This window comes from Alteromonas sp. MmMcT2-2 (assembly GCF_022348305.1).
GTDB classification, from domain to species: Bacteria; Pseudomonadota; Gammaproteobacteria; order Enterobacterales; family Alteromonadaceae; genus Alteromonas; species Alteromonas macleodii.
This window is the reverse complement of record NZ_JAKRFA010000002.1, coordinates 112,562-133,668: the sequence shown is the minus strand read 5'-3', so window position 1 is coordinate 133,668 and position 21,107 is coordinate 112,562. Positions and strand designations below refer to the sequence as shown.

Below are 21,107 nucleotides of genomic sequence, written 5' to 3'. Positions count from 1 at the left end.
CGAACGTTGTCTCTAACCATATCGCTTTCGTTTCTTTTATGTAAAGCGCGTGCGGTGAAGAGGCTGGATTGTCCGTTAAAATTACATATCCAACATTAAGCGCAACGTTTAACAACGCAGGGCGCTAGCAATGGCAGTTGTCATTATTAATAGAGGGCTGGCCGTCCTTTAAGTCATTTGAGCTTTATTCGCCTTTAAGGCTAATTTTGCCCACAAGAATATCTTTAAACATGACCCAGTCGCCCATTAGGCTGTAAAGCGGGTGTTTAAATGTCGCAGGGCGATTTTTCTCAAAGAAGAAATGACCTACCCAAGCGAAACCGTAACCTACTAGCGGAATAAACCACAGTAGCGACCAGCTAGCCATAAATACTGCTAGTGCTATAACGCCGAGAACCAGCCACGAGCCGATAAAATGAAGCGTGCGGCATTTACTATCTCTATGTTCATTTAAATAAAACGGGTAAAACTCTTTGAATGAAGCAAAATGCGTGTCAGCGCTTGTTTGTGTAGACATAAAACCCTCTCGGCCATAAGCATGTATTTTATAGAAGTAGAGTGACTTAGTAGCAGTAGTTTACACTACGTTAACATTCTATTCTGAAATAGATTGTCGTGAATACGACAAAAAGAGAATGAGTTTTTGCAAACATGCGTGCTCACTGGCGCAGATCAACAAAGTGGCGAATTAAGAAGCGCTTCCTAGTGCAAGGCGCGGTGACCAAAGATAGCCTACCTTAACCTTGTAATTTCAGGACGTCTGCCCCATATTCCTCTCAATACAAGAAATTAAAGGCCTGCGTTATGGAAAATCTCGTTGCGAATAGCCAAGCAACCATCGTAGATATTACGGTAGAAAACTTTCAACAAATCATCATTGAAGCGTCGCAAGATAAGCTGGTGCTAATTGATTTTTGGGCAGATTGGTGCGAGCCCTGTAAAGACCTTATGCCTATTTTGGAAAAGCTGGCGGGTGAATACAGCCAGCACTTGATCCTTGCTAAAGTAGACTGCGAAGCCCAGCAAGAAGTCGCTGCACAGTTTGGTATTAGAAGTCTACCAACGGTGATGGTGGTGCAAAATGGTCAGCCTGTTGACGGCTTTGCGGGTGTGCAACCTGAGCAGCAAATTCGCGAAATGCTCGCTAAATATTTGCCTAATCCTGAAGACGATCTACTTGCCACTGCTGGCAAAGCGATTCAGCAAGGTGATTATGCAGAGGCACTGCCCGCAGCTAAAGAAGCCCTAGCGCTTAACCCAGATAACGTAAACGCTAAATATATGCTTATTGATTGCTATATCGAGACCGGATCTATCGATACAGCCAAAGCGTTATTGGAAGAAATTAAGTTGGTTGATCAAGACTCTCGCTATAAGAGCTTAGCGGGAAAAATTGAATTGGCAGAACAAGCCGCCGACACTCCTGAAATTCGTCAGCTTCAAGCAGCGGTAGAAGCGAACCCAGACGACTTGCAGCTTAAAGTTGATTTAGCGGTACAGTTGCAGCAAGCGAACAAAGCACAAGATGCACTAGAGCTTCTTTATAGTGTGTTAAAGAAAGAACTTGGGTTTGGCGACGCCAGAAAGCTAATGATGGATATGGTGAATGCGCTTGCCGACGGCGACCCGTTGAAGTCGGAATACCGCCGAAAAGTTTACAGCTTATTGTACTAACAACGTCAGCATTTTAGCGGCTGTCGTAGGGGACAATGAGTCGAGTCTGACTTTGATAAATTGACTGTACGAGGTTCGTGCTGGTGCTTGCAGGTGAACGAGAACACATGCTGACGAGTGTCACCGTGTGTATTTCTACTTCGATTGCTGTATTTATTTAGGCGAGAGAATAGGGGAGAACCCCTCTTTGTGCAGCCAATTAAGTGCTTCGAAATACTTTTGAAAATAATCGCGCTCGTAGTTAGCTGATTCAGCGTCACGGTGCTTAGATGGGTGGGTTCGTTCTAATTGGGCCCGCCTAACCATTCCGGTATCCAGCACGTAAGCTGAGCGTGTGAGCCCTCGCGAAATGTTCACCTTTATTGCTTCTGCTAAACGGGTTTGGCATTCAGGCGTAGAAAGCACCCAGCGGCGTCCGTCCATTAGGGCAGCCCAAGGCTTATTGTCGAACTTAGCGATAAGTTCATGCATTTCTTCTATAAAAAACTCTGTCGTTTTCAGGTTCCACGCCCCGGTTGCAAACACCTCAAGTACGTTACCTGAGACATCCAATGAATAATTTCCGTATTTAGGAAAACGCATAAAATACCTTTAATGTTTGTCTGCGTGGAACAGACGGAGCTTGCTAACTCGGCTAACAAAAACATCTTGCCTCTATAGGGTATAGCAGAGTTCTTAAAATTTGCTGTGATTGTGTTTATATAAGAAATATCACTAAGCACGTCGATTTGGGCAAAACAATTTACACTTAATTTGTAAATAAATGTTTTGTTGCAGGCGCAGATTCATGCGAAAAAGGTAGAAATTTGATAGGGTTTACGCAGTTTTTATATTGGGTAATAGAGCATGGCATATCAGCATTTTTATACGGGTTTTCTTAATGCGAACAAAGGTAAACAGCACTATGCATGTCACAGCCACTACTTTTGGCCCGACTGCACGCGTGATGCAATGCTCAACTACTGGAATGACAGCGCTAAGTATGTTGACGAAAAATGGGGATATTTCTTCCAAACTTTAGTGCCAGAGCTACAGCAGCGCATTAGCAACATACTGAACACTGGAGCACCACAGCAAATCGTTTTTGCGCCCAATACCCATGAGCTGCTTTATCGCGTAATGAGCTGCATCGATAGTGCTGCGCCTTATAAAGTAGTGTCGACAGACAGCGAGTTTCACAGTTTTCAGCGCCAAGCGAGTAGGATGCAAGAGCAGGGTGCGATAGAACTTATTACCGTACCTACTAAACCCTACGATACGTTTGCGTCGCGCTTTAAAGCCGCCATTGCCGAACACGATCCCGAGCTGGTTTTCTTTAGTCAGGTGTTTTTTAATTCCGGATACGTGGTGAACGATGTCACAGATATCGTAAATAGCGTAACTAACGACAATACCCTTATTGTGGTTGATGGCTATCACGGGTTTATGGCAAAGCCTACCGATATAGCGAACATTGCCCACCGAGCCTTTTATCTTGCCGGTAGTTACAAATATGCTCAGGCAGGAGAAGGCGCATGTTTTGCGCACGTACCCGTGGGCTGTGAGCTAAGACCCGCATATACAGGCTGGTTTGCAGAGTTTGGCGAGCTAGATAAGCCTCGTAAGGTTGGCGGCAAAGACAGCGTTCAATATAGCCTAGATGGAATGCGCTTTGCCGGTGCGACGATGGATTTTACCGCGCTCTACAGATTAAGAGCCGTGCTTCGTATGTTCGACGACAATGGCATTGATGTCGCTACAGTTAACGAATACGTAATGGGCATGCAGCGCACATTTCTAGAGAAACTTGCTACCTGCAACCATCCCTTGCTAAACGAAAAACATCTAGCAGTAAGTGATGAAGCAAACCGAGGGCATTTCCTTACCTTTGAATTAGATAGTGCCGATGAAACAAAAGCCCTTGCTTCAGCGCTTAAAGAGCACCATATCCTTACCGATTTTAGAGGAAACCGCTTACGGTTTGGTTTTGGTCTGTACCACACCCCTGAGTACATTGATTTAACCGCACTGAATCAGAAAGCGTAAGTCGTTGCTTTAAACATACGTAAATATTAACGTCACACTTATTTAAGGATAGTTTTATGGAGTGGCTACTACCCGCTTTAGCGTTGGTACTTATTATAGAAGGAATAGGGCCGCTTCTTTTTCCTAATAAATGGCGCAATTATTTACTTCAGATAAGCCAACAGCCCAGCAATCAACTGCGTCAAATTGGCGGAACCCTTGTGATAATAGGCGCACTACTGCTGTTTTATTTCAGTTGAGTTAGCGCCCAGATCTAGGCATTAAGAGACGTGAAGCGGTGTGAAAACGGACCTCATTAAACACTGCCACACGCTTTACCATAATACATAGTACGAAAAGGAGCGCGACTTTACCGTTGACTGAAAAGTGTGCTCTTAAACCTGTATTCAACATTCAGAGGTATATTTTCAGCCCTTTGAATACCTCATTAGCTTTTAAGCATCCAATGCCCGCGAATAATAGCAAAACGTTATATAAATGGGGCATAGCGCAGACTGCGATAGACCGTCTGTTCAGCTTTTTTACCAGGTAATGTTTAGAAAGCTTTAAAAATTAGCGTCTTAGAATGTTTGTGCTGAAAAATAAGAAGCCAAGCCTTATTTCAAAAAGGCTCGAGCGGCAGTGGGTCATCTTTGTGATTTCAAAAATAAAAATAAAATAGTCGTATTTTTGTTCGAAAAAGAGATGATCCTTGCCCTAGAATTTTGTAGAATCCCCGCCTAATTTTCTTACACATATGATTCATGGCAAAGAACGTTGTGGTACTCGGCACTCAATGGGGTGACGAGGGTAAAGGCAAGGTCGTAGACCTACTCACTGATCGCGCAAAATATGTTGTTCGTTACCAAGGCGGACACAATGCAGGTCACACTCTAGTAATCGACGGTGAAAAAACCGTACTTCACTTAATCCCATCAGGCATCCTACGCGATAATGTTACCTGTATTATTGGTAACGGTGTTGTGCTAAGCCCTGACGCACTAATGAAAGAAATGACTATGCTTGAAGAGCGTGGCGTTCCAGTGCGCGAGCGATTAAAGATTAGTGAAGCTTGTCCGCTTATTCTTCCTTATCACATTGCACTAGACGTAGCGCGCGAAAAAGCCCGCGGCGCAAAAGCAATTGGTACAACGGGTCGTGGTATCGGTCCAGCGTATGAAGATAAAGTAGCCCGTCGTGGATTACGCGTTGGCGACTTGTTTAATGCAGAAGACTTCGCAGCAAAGCTGAAAGAAGTGCTAGACGTGCATAACTTCACGCTTACGCAGTACTATGGCGAAGAAGCAGTAGACTTTGACGAAACCTTAAAAGGTGCAATGGAAGTTGCTGACATTCTTAAAGCAATGGTTGTTGATGTAACTGACGAACTAGACAAAGCACACAATGCTGGCTTGCCTATTATGTTTGAAGGTGCACAAGGTACACTTCTAGACATCGATCACGGTACTTATCCTTATGTTACGTCGTCAAACACTACCGTTGGTGGTGTAGCAACGGGTGCTGGCTTTGGCCCACTTAAGCTAGATTACGTACTGGGTATTGTTAAAGCATACACTACGCGTGTAGGCTCAGGTCCTTTCCCTACTGAACTAGAATGTGAAGTAGGCCAACACTTAGGTGTTAAAGGTCACGAGTTTGGCGCGACCACAGGTCGTAAGCGCCGCACGGGTTGGTTCGATGCAGTTGCGATGAAACGCGCAGTACAAATCAACTCTATTACAGGTTTCTGTTTAACCAAGCTTGACGTGCTAGACGGTCTTGAAAGCCTTCAAATTTGTGTAGGCTACAAAGATGCAGACGGCAACGTGAAAGACGTTCCACCTATGGCGGCTGACGGTTACGAAAAAGTAACCCCAGTTTATGAAGAAATGCCGGGTTGGACAGATAACACCTTTGGTGTAACTGAGTTTGAAGCGCTTCCACAAGCTGCAAAAAACTACATTAAGCGTCTTGAAGAGCTAACAGGTGTGCCGGTTGATATCGTTTCAACAGGCCCTGACAGAAACGAAACTATCGTTTTACGCAGCCCGTACGACGCGTAATAGTTTCACATTAAATATGTTTAAAAGCCCAGTGTTCACTGGGCTTTTTTGTTTGTAATTTTTCGACCTTTTACTTTTATATAATCTTGTTATTGCTTCAACGTTAACTTTTTATACTTCTTAAGTGTAACGTCAGCCACTTTCACCTAAAATACGAGCTCATTAAACATTAATTAACAATTTAGTTGCGTTGTCTTCGAACATCCCTATTAATATAAGATAGTATCAGTTAATTATTGCGCTGCTTTGCCTGACAACAGTCTTAAGATGAGCCATAGAATTGTTGCAGTGGGTGTTATGCTATCGGAGCCTTCTTATGCCAAATAGACCTTCTCTTCACGCAGTGGAAACTGGCGTGTGTTTCGTTGACGTTGTTCACAAGCTTAACGACAGTTTCGATACAGGGAAAACCCAGTCCTTGGAGTGGCGTAAAAGCCAGTTAAAGGCATTAGAAACTTTACTGAAAGACAACCAGCACGACATTTTGCAGGCCCTTAAAAATGACCTGGGCAAATGTAAGACCGAAGCCATGGTAGCGGAACAAGGGTTTCTGCTTTCTGATATCAAGCATACGCTTAAGCATTTGGATAAATGGGCAAAGCCACGCAAAGTATCAACGCCCATGGTGGCATGGCCAGGTAAGAGCTTTCGCAAGCCTGAGCCGCTTGGCACTGTGCTTATTATCGGAGCGTGGAATTATCCGCTTCAGTTATTGCTTGCCCCTTATATCGCCGCTATTGCAGCGGGCAACTGTGCGGTATTGAAACCCTCTGAATTGGCTGAAGAAACCTCGTCGCTGGTGGCTAAGCTTATCCCCCAATATATGGATAATTCATGCGTTGCCGTAATAGAAGGCGGTAAAGATGAAGCGACGGCGCTACTTGCCTGCAAATGGGACCATATTTTTTACACCGGTGGTGAAGTGGTGGGCAAAATTGTCATGAGCGCCGCGGCCAAACATTTAACGCCAGTAACCCTTGAGCTTGGCGGTAAAAGTCCCTGCTTTGTTGATAAAAACACAAACCTTGCTGTCACCGCGCGCCGTTTAGTGTGGGGTAAATGGATGAATGCGGGCCAAACTTGTATTGCGCCTGACTATGTCATTGTTGAAAAGGGCTTTGAGCAAAAGCTTATCGATGCGGTTAAAAAAGAGCTGAAAAAGCAATACGGCAAAGCACCTTTATCGTCACGAGATTACGGCAATATCGTTAATCATCGTCACTTAAAGCGTCTTGAAAATTACCTTGAAAACGTCAATGTGGTGTATGGCGGCGAGCTAGATGAATCTCGTCCAGCAATGGCGCCTACCCTTGTACTGGAGCCATCGCTAGATAGCCCATTAATGAAAGAAGAGATCTTCGGCCCTATTCTACCTATTATCACTGTCGACAACATGGAGGCGGGCATTAAGTTTGTGAACAGCAGGCCTAAGCCACTCGCACTTTATGCATTTAGTGATAAGGACGATGTGCTTGATAATATTATCAGCAAAACCAGTTCAGGCAGTGTGTGTACTAACGACACTATGCTGTTTATGACTAACCCTGAGTTGCCGTTTGGTGGCGTAGGAAATAGCGGCATGGGTAGCTATCATGGCCAAGCAGGTTTTGATACATTCAGCCATATTAAAACGGTAATGAAACGTTCATTCGCCCTCGACGTGTTCTTTCGTTATGCACCGTTTTCTAAGTTTAAGCTGTCGTTGCTTAAGAAGTTTTTATAACAGGAGTTTTCATGGTTCAACCTTTTCATCTTGCCATTCCGGTCACTAATTTAACCGACGCAGAAGCGTTCTACGGTGAGTTGTTGGGTTGTGAAAAGGGCCGCAGTGACACCCAGTGGATAGATTGGAACTTCTTTGGGCATCAATTAGTGACCCACTGTGTAGAGGCTATGCCGTCGCCACCTTCACATAACGGGGTAGACGATCATGCTGTGCCGGTGCCGCACTTTGGCGTTGTGCTAACCATGGACGATTGGCAAGCACTGGCAAGTAAATTAGAGGCTGCCGATACCGAGTTTGTTATCGCACCTTATATTCGTTTTAAAGGAAAGCCGGGCGAACAAGCCACTATGTTTTTCAAAGACCCTTTCGGCAACGCCTTAGAGTTCAAAGCGTTCGCCGATATTTCTCAGCTTTTCGCTTCATAATAAAGGGGGCAGTTGCTCTTTGCCGTACATCAAAGAGCTGCCTGATACTAGGCTAGCGCTTCTTCTTTTTTGGTTTGAAGCGCTTATATAAAAGCGCAACACCTGTAAGGGTGAACAAAAAGGCGCTGCCCGAAAAAGCAATTAACCACGGCGTGTTAAAGTTACTTCTGTCCTTATAATCCATTATGTGCAGCATCCACATAAAATCAAACAGCCGCCATGTGTCGGTACGTACGCGCAGAACACTGCCTGTGTTTGGGTCGATATAAAACCGCGAATTAAGGTCGTCATCGAAGTTTACCTGCCATAATGGCGCAGACAGGTTTTGCACTTCTTGAGGCAACACGCTTAATAGCCGGGTCTCACCAATATCGCCAGTACCTGCGTATTGCCCTTTTGCTGCTTTACGAATAGCGCTTTCTTGCATGGTTTGCAAAGCTTCACCTGTTAATGCGCTGTAGCGATAGGCAATGTTGTCATCCACGACATGATAAACAGGAATAGCATCAAGCGTGTTTGGGTCAGCATGGTCTACTTCATTTATACGGTGAGTAAGTGAAAGTACGGCAGCGCTACTGTGGTGGCGCAAAATGTCTGAAGGGGTAACCGTAACGTTGTGCCACGACGTAGTGACGGCGTGTTTTAAGTGGTTGCCTCTTACTTCATCGATAGGTAACCACGCCATAACCAGACCACTTAAGAACCATAGACCAATTTGAATGAACAGTATTAAGCCCAGGTAGTTGTGCGCTTTGCGCATAAATTTCATCATCAGGTTTTTTGGTTTTATTATCAAAAGGCTATAACATCAGAAAACAATAACCGAGTAAACCGAAGAAGAGGGTGGTTTTGAATAAAGCATTAGTGCTGGTAGACGTACAAAATGTGTATTACACCTGCCGTCAGGCGTACAAACGCAACTTTAATTACAACCAGTTTTGGCGTGAACTTACCTACAACTTGGATATAGCCCATGCTTTCGCATACGCCATAGACAGGGGTGACAGCAAGCAGCGTGAATTTCAAAACATTCTTCGTGCTATTGGATTTGAAGTAAAGTTAAAGCCTTTCATTCAACGTGCTGACGGCTCGGCGAAAGGTGACTGGGATGTAGGTATAACAGTAGATGCACTTGAACACGCCGACGATGTTGATGAGATCATTTTGGTGTCGGGCGACGGCGATTTCGATATTCTTGTAAACGCCCTTAAAGCAAAAGGGAAAACCGTAACGGTGTACGGTGTTCCTGCATTAACGGCTGAAAGTATTCAAAAAGTGGCGTCTAAGTACGTGCCTATCGACGCCACGCTGTTGTTGTAGTTTTCAGCTTGTACTTTGTTCAAGGCTGAACTAATAACGCTGAGCCCCCAAAGCTCCACTAATGTGGCTCAGCTAACAGCCCTGTGCTGATAAGGCTGTACTAATATGGTTGTACTAGGCTCTTACCTCGTCCGCTTTTTTCAGATGCGGCTTCTACACCCTCTTTAGTACGCTTAATTAAATGTACATCACCAAAGCGACGGTTATCTATGGTATAGCCCATTGCTTTAAGCTCATTTACCGTTGCCTCTGTAAACCCGTCGTGCATACGAATGGTGTCTTTGGGCAATAGCTGGTGATGAAAACGTGGTGAGTTCACGGCTTCTTCAGCGCTCATATCGTAAAGCAGGGCATTCAATAGCGACTGAGTTACTGACGAAATAATGGTAGTGCCGCCAGGAGAGCCTGTTACCAGAACCACTTGGTCGTCTTTAGTGACCAGCGTTGGCGTCATAGACGACAGCATGCGCTTGTAAGGTTCAATAGCATTCGCCTCACCACCCACTGCGCCGAAGAAGTTAGGCACGCCAGGCTTAGCACTAAAATCGTCCATTTCATCATTCAACAAAAAGCCAGCACCAGTTACAACAACACCGCTACCAAAAGTAAGGTTGATGGTCGTTGTATTAGCAACAGCGTTACCCCATCTGTCCATAATAGAGAAGTGTGTTGTATCTTCGCTTTCTTTTAAACCAGGCTTAACGCTTGGGGTATCAGAAATACTGGTAGGCTGAATATCTGCTGCGCGTTGAGTAATATAGTTAGCGTCAGTGAGCGCTTTTACCGGAACACTAACAAAATCAGGATCGCCCATGTATTCAGCGCGATCGGCAAACACGCGCTTACCAATTTCTGACATAACGTGAATGTATTCAGTACTGTTTTGCGCTGGCAAATCGTGCGTTGCGTCATAGGCTTCTAGCATGCCAATCCACTGGGCAACGGCAACACCACCAGAGCTTGGAGGAGGTGCGGTCACCAGCTCATAACCTTGCCAGTTTAGGTGAAGAGGTTTGCGCCACACTGCTTTGTAAGCCAGTAAGTCTTCATAGGTAATAAGTCCGCCGTTTTGCTGCATAAAATCAACAATATGCTTTGCTACATCGCCTTTATAAAAGCCATCCTTTCCCTGTTGCTGAATAGCTTTAAGCGTTTTCGCTAGCTCTGGCTGTTTGAAGGTAGTGCCTGCTTTAGCGTGTGCAAAATACTCGCTAAAGTTGTTATTGATAGCTGCTTCTTTGGTACGCTCAATATAGTGATCAATGTTATTGGCCAGCTTCTCGTGAACCACAAAACCTTGCTCGGCCAAATCAACGGCTGGTGCGAGTAGACGCTCCCAATCCAATGTGCCGTATTTTTTATGCGCGGCCCACATACCAGCAACGGTACCAGGAATGCCAGACGCTTTAGCCCCAAACAAAGACTCGTACGGTTTTACGTCACCTTGCTCGTCAAGATACATATCGCGATGCGCATTTTCAGGTGCCATTTCACGGTAATCTAAAAAGTCGGTGTTATCTTCAAACTTTATTGTCATAAAGCCGCCACCGCCTACGTTGCCCGCCTCAGGTAGAGTAACAGCCAAGACAAACTGTGCCGTAATAGCAGCGTCAATTGCGTTACCACCTTCTTGGAGTACCTGCATTGCAGCATCGGCACTGTAGCTGTCAGGCATGGCAACGGCCTGTTGGCTAAGCCCTACTGTATTGTTGCTAGCACTATCAACAGGGGGATTTGGCGCATGGGAACATGCTGCCACTACTGAAATAAATGCCACTATTACCGAGATAAACCCGACGTTAGCTATCCGCTTTTTCATTACAAACTCCTTGTTACAGACATTGCTAAACCTTTGCGATTAGCAACTGACTTCCAGCAAGCTTTAATCAACGGCATTAACCAAGCATGATCAAGCTTGCTACAAAATAGGCAATAAGCGTAAGTGCGCCCGCAAATAGTGCGTAGGGAAACTGAGTTTTAACGTGCGTTAATACGTCAGTACCTGCTGCTAGCGAAGATACGGCAGTAGTGTCGGAAATAGGTGAACAGTGATCACCAAATATGCCGCCCCCCAAAATAGCGCCAATGACCAGTGAAGGGGGTAACCCTAAACTTTGAATCAACGGCACACCAATAGGAATTAGGATGGCGAATGTGCCCCATGACGTGCCTGTGGTAAACGACATGATCGCTCCGGCAATAAATAGCATGGGAACAATAAGCACTAAAGGAAGATACTCTCCCACTATGCCCGCGACAAACACGCCCGTTCCAAGCACCTTAAGGCTATTGCCTAAGGTTAACGACAGTAACACTATGGTTACTAGAGGAAGTAGTTCACCCATCCCTTTAAAACCAATTTCTACCGCTTCCTTGTGGGTAAAACGTTTGTGGATTAAGAGCAGGCCATAGGCAATGGCAGTGGCTAAAGCAGTAGCGTAAAGTACAGATTTGCTCCCGCTGCCTTCAGACAATACGCCATTACCTGTCCAGAACATGAAGCCAACCATGCTTAATACCATTATTAAAAGCGGTACCAACATGAAACGAGCCTTGGTGGCAGGTTCCGTAGTTTGGTTAACCTCTACATGCGTGAGTGCTTTTTCTTCCTCAGCCATGGGGCCGTGCACTTTGTCAGCGGAAATAGTGTAGGCCACAATAAGTAAGGTGAAGATAGCGTAAAAGTTAAAAAATACGCTGCCCCATAAAATTGAGGCTGACGAAGCTGGTAGCTCGTATGCATCGAGCAGGCTGAGTATAAATGCCCCCCAGCCGTTCAATAAAATCAAAATACAAACAGGCGCGCTGGTGGAGTCGATGATGTAGGCTAAGCGCGCGCGGCTCATGCCGAAACGGTCAAACAGACCTCGGGCGAATATGCCGGCAGTGAGCACACTTAAGTTTGATTCTATGAATACAGCGATGCCAGTGAACATGGTCAAGCCGCCAACTTGTTTGCGACTCTTTGCTACCCCTTTGTTTACTAGAAAGTTGACCGTTGCCGTTACTCCGCCAGAGTCACGTATAAATGCGAGCAACGCGCCCACTAGTACAGAGAAAATAAGCACCCGTGTATTGCCAGGACTCGCGGCGGTATCAACCACGCGCTCTATGGCATTAATGGGCGCCATATAGCTGCTAGCGATATCAGCATTTACCAAAATTAACGCTTCCGCGCACAAAACCGCCAGCGCTAATGCGAGTATGACTTCTTTTTTCCAAAAGACGACGGCAATAGCCACAAGAGGGGGGATGACTGACATCCAATCCATACTTCTTTCCAAACTTAAATTTATGTGTGCCTAGGACTTGTCGAGCTTTGGTAAGTTACTACGCTCTACTTGCCCTATAGGTATGTCTATTTGCGTAAGAGAATGTGTGATTGCAGTTCAAAGTTGGCGAACATGCTTCTCTCATTTATGCTAGCGTACCGTATTGTGCTTCGTGTTACCAAGGATTAGATAAACATTGTTATTCCAGCAAGTTAATTGTAAAAAACGTGCTTCATTGATGGGCCTTAGCGCTATCTTGTCAGGCATACTCATTTTATTAAGTGCTTCACTGTTTACTGCTAGCGCAACCGCTCAATCTGAAAGTGCTAACGCTTCGAATAATCCTAAGCCCAGCGCTGATGACGAAACAATTCGCGCTGTAAAAAACATGCTCGGGCAAAAAATCATTTTGGATTTTCGCTATTTCTGTGAAGACAATACGCCGTCATCACGCTGCCGTACGCCCATGACCGTAATTCCACCGTCACTTTTAAATGTGCTTAGTACGCACAACATCGGCGGTGTTATTTTGTTTTCAGAGAACATTCAAAATACCGAGCAGTTAATTACGCTCAATTACACCATGCAGCAGCATATGGTAAAAGCAGGTCGTCAGCCGTTGTTTATTGCTGTCGATCAAGAAGGGGGCAGAGTAGCAAGGTTGCCTTCAGACATGCTCTCGCCGTTTGCGGGTAACATGGCCATTGGCGCCACTTTTCATCAGCGAGGCAGCGCATTTGCGCAAAGTGTGGCATCGCATATTGGGCAAACGCTTTTACCGCTGGGAATAAACACCAATTTTGCGCCGTCGGTTGATGTAAATAGCGAGCCGAAGAACCCCGTTATTAACGTACGCAGCTTTTCGGAAAATCCAGAGCAGGTTGCCGCACTCGGGCAGACATTTGTCAGTGCTATGCAAAGTACAGGTGTAATGAGTGCTATCAAACATTTTCCAGGCCATGGTGATACCCATGTAGATAGCCACAGTGGCTTGCCGCAAGTAACGCATAGCAAAGCGCAAGCTATGGCGGGTGACATCCTTCCTTTTGCGAATATCATTAATAGTGCAACGCCTCCTGCAATGGTTATGAGTGCACACATTCAGTACCCGTCTTTAGACGATACGACAATTATTGATAAGCATGGTAAGTCACAAATAGTTCCTGCTACTTTGTCGAAGAAGATACTAAGCAATTTGCTTCGCAACCAATTAGGATATCAAGGCCTTATCGTTACTGACGCGTTAGACATGGCAGGTATTACTCAGTTTTTCTCCCATGAAGAAGCATTAGTCAGTGCATTCAGCGCAGGTGCTGACATTGCGCTTATGCCGTTCACCATAAGAAACCAAGACGACATAAAAAAGTTCGCGTTACTTTTGGATAATGCAGCAAATCGAATGTCGGAAAGCGCTTTCTTGAGAGCGTCTCATAATCGTATTATTAAGGCAAAACAGCGCTTTGCTTTGCAAAGTTTTATTTCCAAGCCCATGTCATGGTGGCACAATGAAGCGAAAGAAAATGCTTCAATGAATAACCCTAACAGTTTGAAAAACAGAGGAATTCAAATTGAGAAAGCGCTTTCTAAATCGTCGGTATCTGTACTCTTCGGGAAGGATGAGTTGCCAATAACTTCAAATCGCTGGTTGGCGCTTATGCCAGACGCAGCAAGATGTTTAGCATTTGAAGCCGCGCTTACGCGCGCACGTTCCAACTTCAACAATAAGACTCTGGAGTTTGCGTGTTTGCCGTTAACTGCGTTACCTAAAACCCAATTAGCAATGAATCTACTAAAACAAGCTGACGTGCTGGTGGTTGGTAATATTAGCCCGCTACATGCTAACTATGAATTAGGAGGAGTCGATTTACCTGAGTATGTGAAACGACGCGCAAGCGAGACTGAGGTGATGGCATTTAGCAAAAAAATAATGGTTGCTGCGAAAGCACAGAATAAAACCGTGGTCTTTGCGCCACTGCGCATGCCATATAAAGCGCATGACGTGAAAGAGCTAGCCGATGTTGCTATTGCTACATTTAGTTATGCGGTGAACATTACACAGCAAAGTGACAAAGAAAATCAGCACGTTACGAGCTATAGTCTTAATGCTTTGGTTGATGTATTACTGGGTAGCGCGCTCGCTGAGGGACGTTCACCTGTTTCGTTGAAATAGGTGGCCACGCGAAAGCAGAGACCAAAACCAAAGATATTGCCCATTTAAGTGCGAACAAAGAGCCAAGCCAAAAGTCATTTCAAAAGCCATTTCAAAAGCCATTTTAAAAGGAGTTATCGTGAATACAACAAATACATCAGGCGCTACGCAAACTTCATTAGTCGATACGGTATTAAGTGCGTTGTTCCCTTTTGTTCCGCTCTTTGTCGCTATTGTATTGGTAATAAGTGCGCTCATCGCACTGCACTACCTTCTGCTAGCCAAGCAAAGCCATCTTACTAGTGAGCAAAAGTTACCTCGCCAAGTTGGAATGTTGGTACTTACTATCATTGGCGCTGTCGTAATTGCGATGACGCTCCCTGTAAGTGAGAGTACTAGAAATCAGGTTATTGCACTTATCGGCGTACTTATATCAGGTGTGATTGCCTTTTCTTCTACCACTATGGTTGGGAATTTGATGGCGGGGATCGTACTTCGTGTAAATCGTCCGTTTAAAGTGGGTGACTTTATCAAGGTAGAAGGCTACAGCGGTCGCGTTACCGAAATGGGCTTGCTCGATGTGGAAATTCAGACTGAGAGCAGAGAGCTTATTGCCTTTGCCAATACACTGATGGTGAATTCGCCCGTTTCTGTGACCAGAGCGTCTGGCGCAATTGTTAGTGTGGATATCAGCTTAGGCTACGATATTCATCACAGCATTATTGAAAAGCACTTACTTGTGGCAGCTGAAAATGCCCAGCTGTCAGAGCCATTTGTACAAGTAGTTGGGCTAGGCGACTTTTCAGTAAGTTATCGCATTTCAGGTCTACTAACTGAAGTGAAGAGTTTGCTGAGCGCGCGCTCAAGGCTTCACAAAGCCGTACTCGACGCTTTGCATAATGCCGATATTGAAATTGTTTCTCCTAGCTTTATGAACCAACGCCCCCAGCCTGACGGTTTGAAAATGATAGCTAAATCGCCTGGTCACACTAAGCAAGAAGAAGCATCTCCTGAAGACGTTATTTTTGACAAGGCTGAAGAGGCAGAGCAAAAAGAAAAAAGTAAAGAAACGCTGATGCAGACGATCGCCGATATTGATGCAAAAATCGCTGAGAGTGACGGCGAAAACAGAGATGAGCTTAAACATCAAAAAGCCACCGCTGAAGCTCAGCTCGCAGCTTTGGTAAAAACAAAAAATGAAGAAGGTTAGCTTTCACTAACTTTTTTAGCTTCCAATAAAACTTTGATTATGTGGGTGTGAGTGTTTACTTACATGTTGTATGTTAAGTTTGGCATCGCTATCGCTTCCTCCACATTTACCTTGATAAGAAACCTCAAATCCTCAAGGCTAAAAACGTTTATCTGTACATCAATCCGTGTCTTCGTAAAGCAGGTATGCTTTTCGTTTTTCTCTAAATTTGCTTAACTCTTTCTGCCAACTCTGGCGAATTTCTGCAGGCGTTTTACCGGCTTGAATTTGATATCGTAGCGCATCGGTACCCGCTAATTTGTCGAAGAAATCTGGGCGAGTAAAGAAGGTTTCTTCAGAGGCATCACTGGCGCTGATCACCTTGTTATATTCAGAAAAACGAGAATAGGCATCTATCAATGTAGCGATATCTAAGCCACTAATTGGTGAGCGCTTGTGAGTTGTTTGCTTAGAGTCAGAGCCTTCCAAGATCGTTGGATCAGCATAAGAAAAGACATGTGCACTTAGCAGAGTATTTTCATGTTTAGGGTGGGGCGCTGCACTATTTGCATTTACCGGTATCTTGGTTTTACCAAACTCAACAAACGGGTGGCCAATAAGTTGGAAGGGAAAGTCAGTGCCGCGACCTATACTCACGTCGGTGCCCTCAAAAAAGCACAGCGTTGGGTAAAGGCGTATCGATAAATCGTTTGGCAGGTTAGGACTTGGCGCTACGGGCAATGAATAATGTGCAGTGCGTTGATAGTCCTGCACCGGGACAACGGTAAGCTTAGCGTTGTCATAACTGCTCGCGTCAATATCTAACCACTGTTCCCCCACAATCATTTGAGCAAGTTCGCCCAAGGTCATACCGTGTAAGACGGGAATAGGATGCATGCCAATGAAGGACGAAAATTCAGATTGAAGTACTGGGCCGTCAACATAGCTGCCATTAGGATTTGGCCTATCTAACACGATAACGTCGATATTACGCGCAAAGGCCGCCTCCAACACATAGTGCAAGGTGCTTAAATAGGTGTAAAAGCGTACGCCTACATCCTGAATATCGAAAACAATCACATCGATGCCATTCAACATGTTGGGGGTAGGCTTTTTGGTTGCGCCGTAAAGGGAGTGAATAGGTATACCGGTTTTAGCATCAATATTGCTATCTACTTTTTCGCCAGCGCCTTTGTCTCCTCTAAATCCGTGCTCCGGCGACATAATACTTACAACATTAATACTGCGTTGAAGTAGGGCATCAAGCAGATGCTGATTGCGCTGGCTTGTCTTTATCTTATTTTTTTGTGTAGCCAAGCTGTTGCTCGATTCGCGCTCTTCAGGCTCAACCGTGCTAGAAGGCAATGCGCTGTGGCTCGAAACCAACGCGCTTTGGTTTACCACCAAACTAACCCGTTTACCTGCTAGCAAGGGCAGGTATCTCGAATAGCGTTCAGCGCCTACAGTAAACTGCTTAGTGCTGGATACAGGCTGCTTATCCCCTAGTGTAGGCTGCTTTTCTAATAATGTAGGATGCTTCGCGTTGCCATCTGTATCGCTTGTATATACATGTGTAGATAAGCTTTGCTGTGCACAGCCGTTAAGCGATAAGCTAATTAGTGCTAGAGAAAGTACTGCAATGAATGCGCTCGACGTTAGGCGTCTAACAACCTTGTTCAATGTGACCGAAGTTAAAACTTTCATAGCATTAGGCTACCGTGGTTATTCGCTTTTATTCACGGCGGAACGTAAATACCCACCGCTAGCATCTAATTGAGCGGCGGCCTGCTCGGCAGATTGCCCCGTTAATACCATTAAAATAGCAACTTTAGCTTTGTTATTACACGCACTAAGCGCTGCTAAAGCAGCATTTTCACTGCAGTCCGTAGCCTGCATAACAATGCGAAGCGCACGGGCTTTTAGTTTTTCGTTAGTGGCATTCACATCTACCATTAAGTTTTGATAGGTCTTCCCCAGCTTAATCATTGTGCTGGTGCTAATCATATTAAGAATTAGCTTTTGCGCCGTACCCGACTTCATGCGCGTACTGCCAGTAAGTGCCTCAGGGCCAACAACTGGGCATATAGCTACATCAGCATGGGTAAAAATAGCGGCGTTAGGGCTACATGCAATAGCGCCGGTAAAGCAGCCAAGCGAACGGGCATATTCCAGTGCGCCACTTACATAGGGTGTACGACCGCTTGCCGAAATACCAATAACGGTATCGTTGTGGTTTAAGGACAGCGCTACAAGATCAGCACGCCCCGCGTCGACGTCATCTTCTGCACCTTCTACGGCGTGCTGAATGGCTTTTTCACCGCCAGCTATCACGCCAACAACCAGTTCATCAGGCACGCTAAACGTGGGGCGGCACTCTACTGCATCAAGTATGCCCAGCCTGCCGCTGGTTCCCGCGCCTATATAAATAAGCCTGCCACCATTTTTAATGCTAATGGTTGCAGCATCCACCGTTTTTCCAATTTGCGGAATTTGCGAGGTAACTGCGTTTGCCACTTTCGCGTCTTCGTTGTTAATGCGGGCAAGAATGCCTTCCGTGCTTAGCGTGTCTATATCGAGGGTGTCTGGGTTTCTGCCTTCGGACACAATTTTATTCAGTGACTGGGCTAATTCGTTAACGGTGGGTTTATTACCTGCCGCTTCATTGTCAGTACTGACTGTATTTTTAATACTGGCGTTGGCGGATGATTCTGAAGTAGAAGAATTGTGCGAAGACATTGAAAACCTTGGGGCAACGAAATTGTGATAATGAGCTAGCGCAAAGCATAACGGTATTTTATGCCATAAGAAACCTTGCGTTAGATGGTACGTTTTTCTTTATTAATCCTGCGCAGCTAATACGCTTCTCGTGGTACACTTTGGCTTTCGATATTCTTTCTCATTAAACATTTAAGGAACGTGTTTTTCTGTGAGCCGACAAACGCAAGCTATCATTCATGCTGATGCCCTTTTACATAATTTTAAAGCCCTTGCTGCTTTAGCGCCCTCAAGTCAGTCTATGGCGGTAGTAAAGGCCGATGCTTATGGTCATGGAGCAGTAAATGTTGCGCGCATTCTTCAGCATGTTTCTTCGCGTTTTGCCGTAGCAATAATTGAAGAAGCCATTGCGCTTCGCGACGCGGGAATTTCTGCGCCTATTGTGGTGTTAGAAGGGGCACATCAGGCAAAAGAGTGCCAAATGGCATTTCAGCATAACTGTATATTAGTTATGCACTGCGAAGAACAGCTTACGTGGTTAGAAAGCTGCCCCGAACAGCAGCGCCCGCATATTTGGCTTAAAGTGGATAGCGGCATGCACCGGTTGGGTTTTGCCCTTTCCGATATCGAAGGGATTGCTGCTAAGTACAATCATTTACTTAGCGAGCAAACGGTTATTGCTACGCACTTTGCGTGCGCTGACGATGTAGATAATAACTTTACCAACACGCAAATCGATGCGTTCAATCAAGTAGCGAGTAAATTGGGTTTGCCAACCAGCGTGGCTAATTCTCCCGCCACGGTAAACTGGCCTGCAAGTCGAAATGCTTGGAACCGTTTAGGTGTGGGGGTTTATGGCGGTGCCGTTTCTACCTCACAAAATCTCGACATTGAAATCTACCCTGCCATGACACTTCGCTCCAGTGTATTAGCGGTACGAACCATACCGGCAGGCGAGGGAATTGGTTATGGTCAAACCTGGGTAGCAAGTAAGCCCAGCAAAATTGCAACCGTAGGCATTGGTTATGCCGATGGCTATCCAAGACACTGCAAAAACGGTACGCCGGTTATGATTAGAGGTAAACGCGCCTATTTAGCTGGCCGCGTTTCTATGGACATGATCACAATCGATGTAACTCATATCGACACCGTCGCGGTGGGTGATGAAGTTGAACTCTGGGGACAGAATGTGCCAATTCAGGAAGTTGCGGCTAATGCTGACACTATCGACTACGAATTAATGACCCGCGTTTCTCAACGGGTGCCGCGCATTGTAAAATACCTTTAGTTATCAAAGCAGTGCCAGTTTGGCTAGACTTCATATAAGTTTTAATAAAGCACTATTCATTAAAAGAATGAGACATTTACCCCCATTTTGAGCCTATACTGTATCGGCTTGGTTGCGGGATTGCGGTGAATGTTTCGCCTCCAACTGTGCTGAGCAACAACTCATAAGTGAGGTTTGTATGCGTACTTCGTTTTCTCGTCCAAGAGTGAACCGTGGAGTAGTAAGTCGACCGTCAAGACCTGTTCAGAAGAAGCAATAGGTTTGTTGTAGGCGTCTAGGAATACAAATAAAAGATACAAGAAAGCCCGGTTAGGTTGTGCCTAACCGGGCTTTTTATTTGTTGCCCTAATCATCGCTTCTGTCTCTTTTTGAGGGGAGTAACAGCGAAAATTTATGACCGAATGGCAAAGACTGGCTGAGTAAATTTAGCCGTTTTGTGCGCGAAGCTCGCTGTCTAAGCACTGTTCTAGGCTGTTTTCAGCACGATTTTCCATGTGATTGGTATTGGCATTGTTTGATTCAGCGTTTGCCTTTCTTGATTCAGATTCGCCTTGCACTGGGAAGTAACGCTCTGGTCTATGGTTAAGCGAAATAACCATGTTCAAACAAAATGCGGCTAAAATTGAAATTAGCACTAAAGGCCAAGCGATGAAAAACAGAGCACTAAGTAATATACAGCTATCTACGGTTAGCTGGAATGTACCGGCTCTAATATTGAAACGCTGTTGTAAATAGAACGCCATAATACCAACGCCACCAAGGCTTGAGCTATGACGAAACATCATCAGCATACCTACACCAATTAGAATACCGCCAAATACCGCCGCGAAAAATGGATTTACGTGGCTAATATCCACAAACGCTGGAATTTGCTCAGTTAGTACAGAAACCGTGGTGACGGATATAAAGGTGTTAATGGTGAAACGTTTGCTAATTTGCGTCCAAGCTAGGGTGTAAAACGGTAAGTTAATCAGAAAGAATAGCAAGCCGAAGTCCATATCTACGGCATAAGTACCTAACAGCGCTAAGCCTGCCGCGCCACCTACCATTAAGTCTTGAGACTGAAATAAATATACGCCAAAAGCAACAAACAAGCCGGCGCTTATCAGGGCGAAAACATCCTCGATGACACTGTGTTTTGTTTTTTGCATAAGAAAAAGTTTGCGTTAAGAAGACACAGCGTAATTATACGTTTACAACACAGTAGGTTACAGCTAGATGAAAAGTTAACTCGGTGCGATAAATGGCGGAAGGTAAGTTTGCCTTTACGACTTTTAGCGCA

18 protein-coding genes are annotated in these 21,107 nt (G+C 45.1%); 10 read left to right on the top strand and 8 right to left on the bottom strand.

Annotated elements, in window-relative coordinates; translation table 11 throughout:
* Positions 1-184: 184 nt before the first annotated feature.
* Complete coding sequence (locus MHM99_RS02770; RefSeq protein WP_187446954.1) at positions 185-517, bottom strand: DUF962 domain-containing protein; 333 nt, start codon at positions 515-517, stop codon at positions 185-187.
* Positions 518-804: 287 nt separating this feature from the next.
* On the opposite strand from MHM99_RS02770, the gene trxA reads away from it, so the two are divergent.
* The gene (trxA, locus tag MHM99_RS02765; protein WP_014948105.1) at positions 805-1,674 is read left to right on the top strand and encodes a thioredoxin; all 870 of its coding nucleotides are present in this window, start codon (positions 805-807) and stop codon (positions 1,672-1,674) included.
* Positions 1,675-1,827: 153 nt separating this feature from the next.
* On the opposite strand, the gene MHM99_RS02760 is transcribed toward trxA, so the two are convergent.
* Complete coding sequence (locus MHM99_RS02760; RefSeq protein ID WP_014948106.1) at positions 1,828-2,256, bottom strand: hypothetical protein; 429 nt, start codon at positions 2,254-2,256, stop codon at positions 1,828-1,830.
* A 264-nt stretch (positions 2,257-2,520) separates the two neighbouring features.
* Here MHM99_RS02760 and MHM99_RS02755 point away from each other — a divergent pair, with 264 nt between their 5' ends.
* The 5 genes from MHM99_RS02755 to MHM99_RS02735 all read left to right on the top strand — a co-directional run bounded on the left by MHM99_RS02755 (position 2,521) and on the right by MHM99_RS02735 (position 7,892).
* Complete coding sequence (locus MHM99_RS02755) at positions 2,521-3,699, top strand: aminotransferase class V-fold PLP-dependent enzyme (RefSeq protein WP_168533614.1); 1,179 nt, start codon at positions 2,521-2,523, stop codon at positions 3,697-3,699.
* A 56-nt stretch (positions 3,700-3,755) separates the two neighbouring features.
* Positions 3,756-3,938 (top strand): DUF2065 domain-containing protein, encoded by a 183-nt coding sequence (locus MHM99_RS02750; protein WP_014948108.1) that lies wholly within the window; start codon positions 3,756-3,758, stop codon positions 3,936-3,938.
* Between the two features lie 504 nt (positions 3,939-4,442).
* Complete coding sequence (locus MHM99_RS02745) at positions 4,443-5,741, top strand: adenylosuccinate synthase (protein WP_014948109.1); 1,299 nt, start codon at positions 4,443-4,445, stop codon at positions 5,739-5,741.
* Between the two features lie 316 nt (positions 5,742-6,057).
* Positions 6,058-7,464, top strand: coding sequence for an aldehyde dehydrogenase family protein (locus MHM99_RS02740; protein WP_110289448.1), 1,407 nt, complete (start codon positions 6,058-6,060; stop codon positions 7,462-7,464).
* Between the two features lie 11 nt (positions 7,465-7,475).
* Complete coding sequence (locus MHM99_RS02735) at positions 7,476-7,892, top strand: VOC family protein (RefSeq protein ID WP_014948111.1); 417 nt, start codon at positions 7,476-7,478, stop codon at positions 7,890-7,892.
* A 52-nt stretch (positions 7,893-7,944) separates the two neighbouring features.
* On the opposite strand, the gene MHM99_RS02730 is transcribed toward MHM99_RS02735, so the two are convergent.
* Positions 7,945-8,652: a PepSY domain-containing protein gene (locus MHM99_RS02730; protein WP_239218050.1), complete on the bottom strand. Its 708-nt coding sequence runs from the start codon at positions 8,650-8,652 to the stop codon at positions 7,945-7,947.
* Positions 8,653-8,741: 89 nt separating this feature from the next.
* Here MHM99_RS02730 and MHM99_RS02725 point away from each other — a divergent pair, with 89 nt between their 5' ends.
* A complete protein-coding gene (locus tag MHM99_RS02725) occupies positions 8,742-9,212 on the top strand; it encodes an NYN domain-containing protein (RefSeq protein WP_014948113.1) in 471 nt (156 codons plus the stop codon).
* A gap of 100 nt (positions 9,213-9,312) precedes the next feature.
* Here MHM99_RS02725 and ggt read toward each other — a convergent pair whose 3' ends face one another.
* Both ggt and MHM99_RS02715 read right to left on the bottom strand, forming a co-directional pair.
* Positions 9,313-11,031 (bottom strand): gamma-glutamyltransferase, encoded by a 1,719-nt coding sequence (gene ggt, locus MHM99_RS02720; RefSeq protein WP_014948114.1) that lies wholly within the window; start codon positions 11,029-11,031, stop codon positions 9,313-9,315.
* 76 nt (positions 11,032-11,107) lie between these two features.
* Positions 11,108-12,484, bottom strand: coding sequence for a Na+/H+ antiporter NhaC family protein (locus MHM99_RS02715; protein WP_239218048.1), 1,377 nt, complete (start codon positions 12,482-12,484; stop codon positions 11,108-11,110).
* Between the two features lie 196 nt (positions 12,485-12,680).
* Between MHM99_RS02715 and MHM99_RS02710 the strand changes: the two genes are divergently transcribed.
* Both MHM99_RS02710 and MHM99_RS02705 read left to right on the top strand, forming a co-directional pair.
* The gene (locus MHM99_RS02710) at positions 12,681-14,654 is read left to right on the top strand and encodes a glycoside hydrolase family 3 N-terminal domain-containing protein (RefSeq protein WP_239218046.1); all 1,974 of its coding nucleotides are present in this window, start codon (positions 12,681-12,683) and stop codon (positions 14,652-14,654) included.
* A 118-nt stretch (positions 14,655-14,772) separates the two neighbouring features.
* Positions 14,773-15,843 carry a mechanosensitive ion channel domain-containing protein gene (locus MHM99_RS02705; protein ID WP_239218044.1) on the top strand — a complete coding sequence of 357 codons (1,071 nt, stop codon included), beginning with the start codon at positions 14,773-14,775 and terminating at the stop codon, positions 15,841-15,843.
* Positions 15,844-16,002: 159 nt separating this feature from the next.
* Here MHM99_RS02705 and MHM99_RS02700 read toward each other — a convergent pair whose 3' ends face one another.
* Positions 16,003-17,526 (bottom strand): DUF1343 domain-containing protein, encoded by a 1,524-nt coding sequence (locus tag MHM99_RS02700; protein ID WP_239218042.1) that lies wholly within the window; start codon positions 17,524-17,526, stop codon positions 16,003-16,005.
* An 18-nt stretch (positions 17,527-17,544) separates the two neighbouring features.
* Positions 17,545-18,558, bottom strand: coding sequence for an N-acetylmuramic acid 6-phosphate etherase (gene murQ, locus MHM99_RS02695; protein ID WP_239218040.1), 1,014 nt, complete (start codon positions 18,556-18,558; stop codon positions 17,545-17,547).
* Positions 18,559-18,748: 190 nt separating this feature from the next.
* Between murQ and alr the strand changes: the two genes are divergently transcribed.
* Positions 18,749-19,825 (top strand): alanine racemase, encoded by a 1,077-nt coding sequence (gene alr, locus MHM99_RS02690; RefSeq protein ID WP_187446533.1) that lies wholly within the window; start codon positions 18,749-18,751, stop codon positions 19,823-19,825.
* Between the two features lie 425 nt (positions 19,826-20,250).
* Here alr and MHM99_RS02685 read toward each other — a convergent pair whose 3' ends face one another.
* Positions 20,251-20,976: a YitT family protein gene (locus MHM99_RS02685; protein WP_239218038.1), complete on the bottom strand. Its 726-nt coding sequence runs from the start codon at positions 20,974-20,976 to the stop codon at positions 20,251-20,253.
* Between the last annotated feature and the right edge of the window lie 131 nt (positions 20,977-21,107).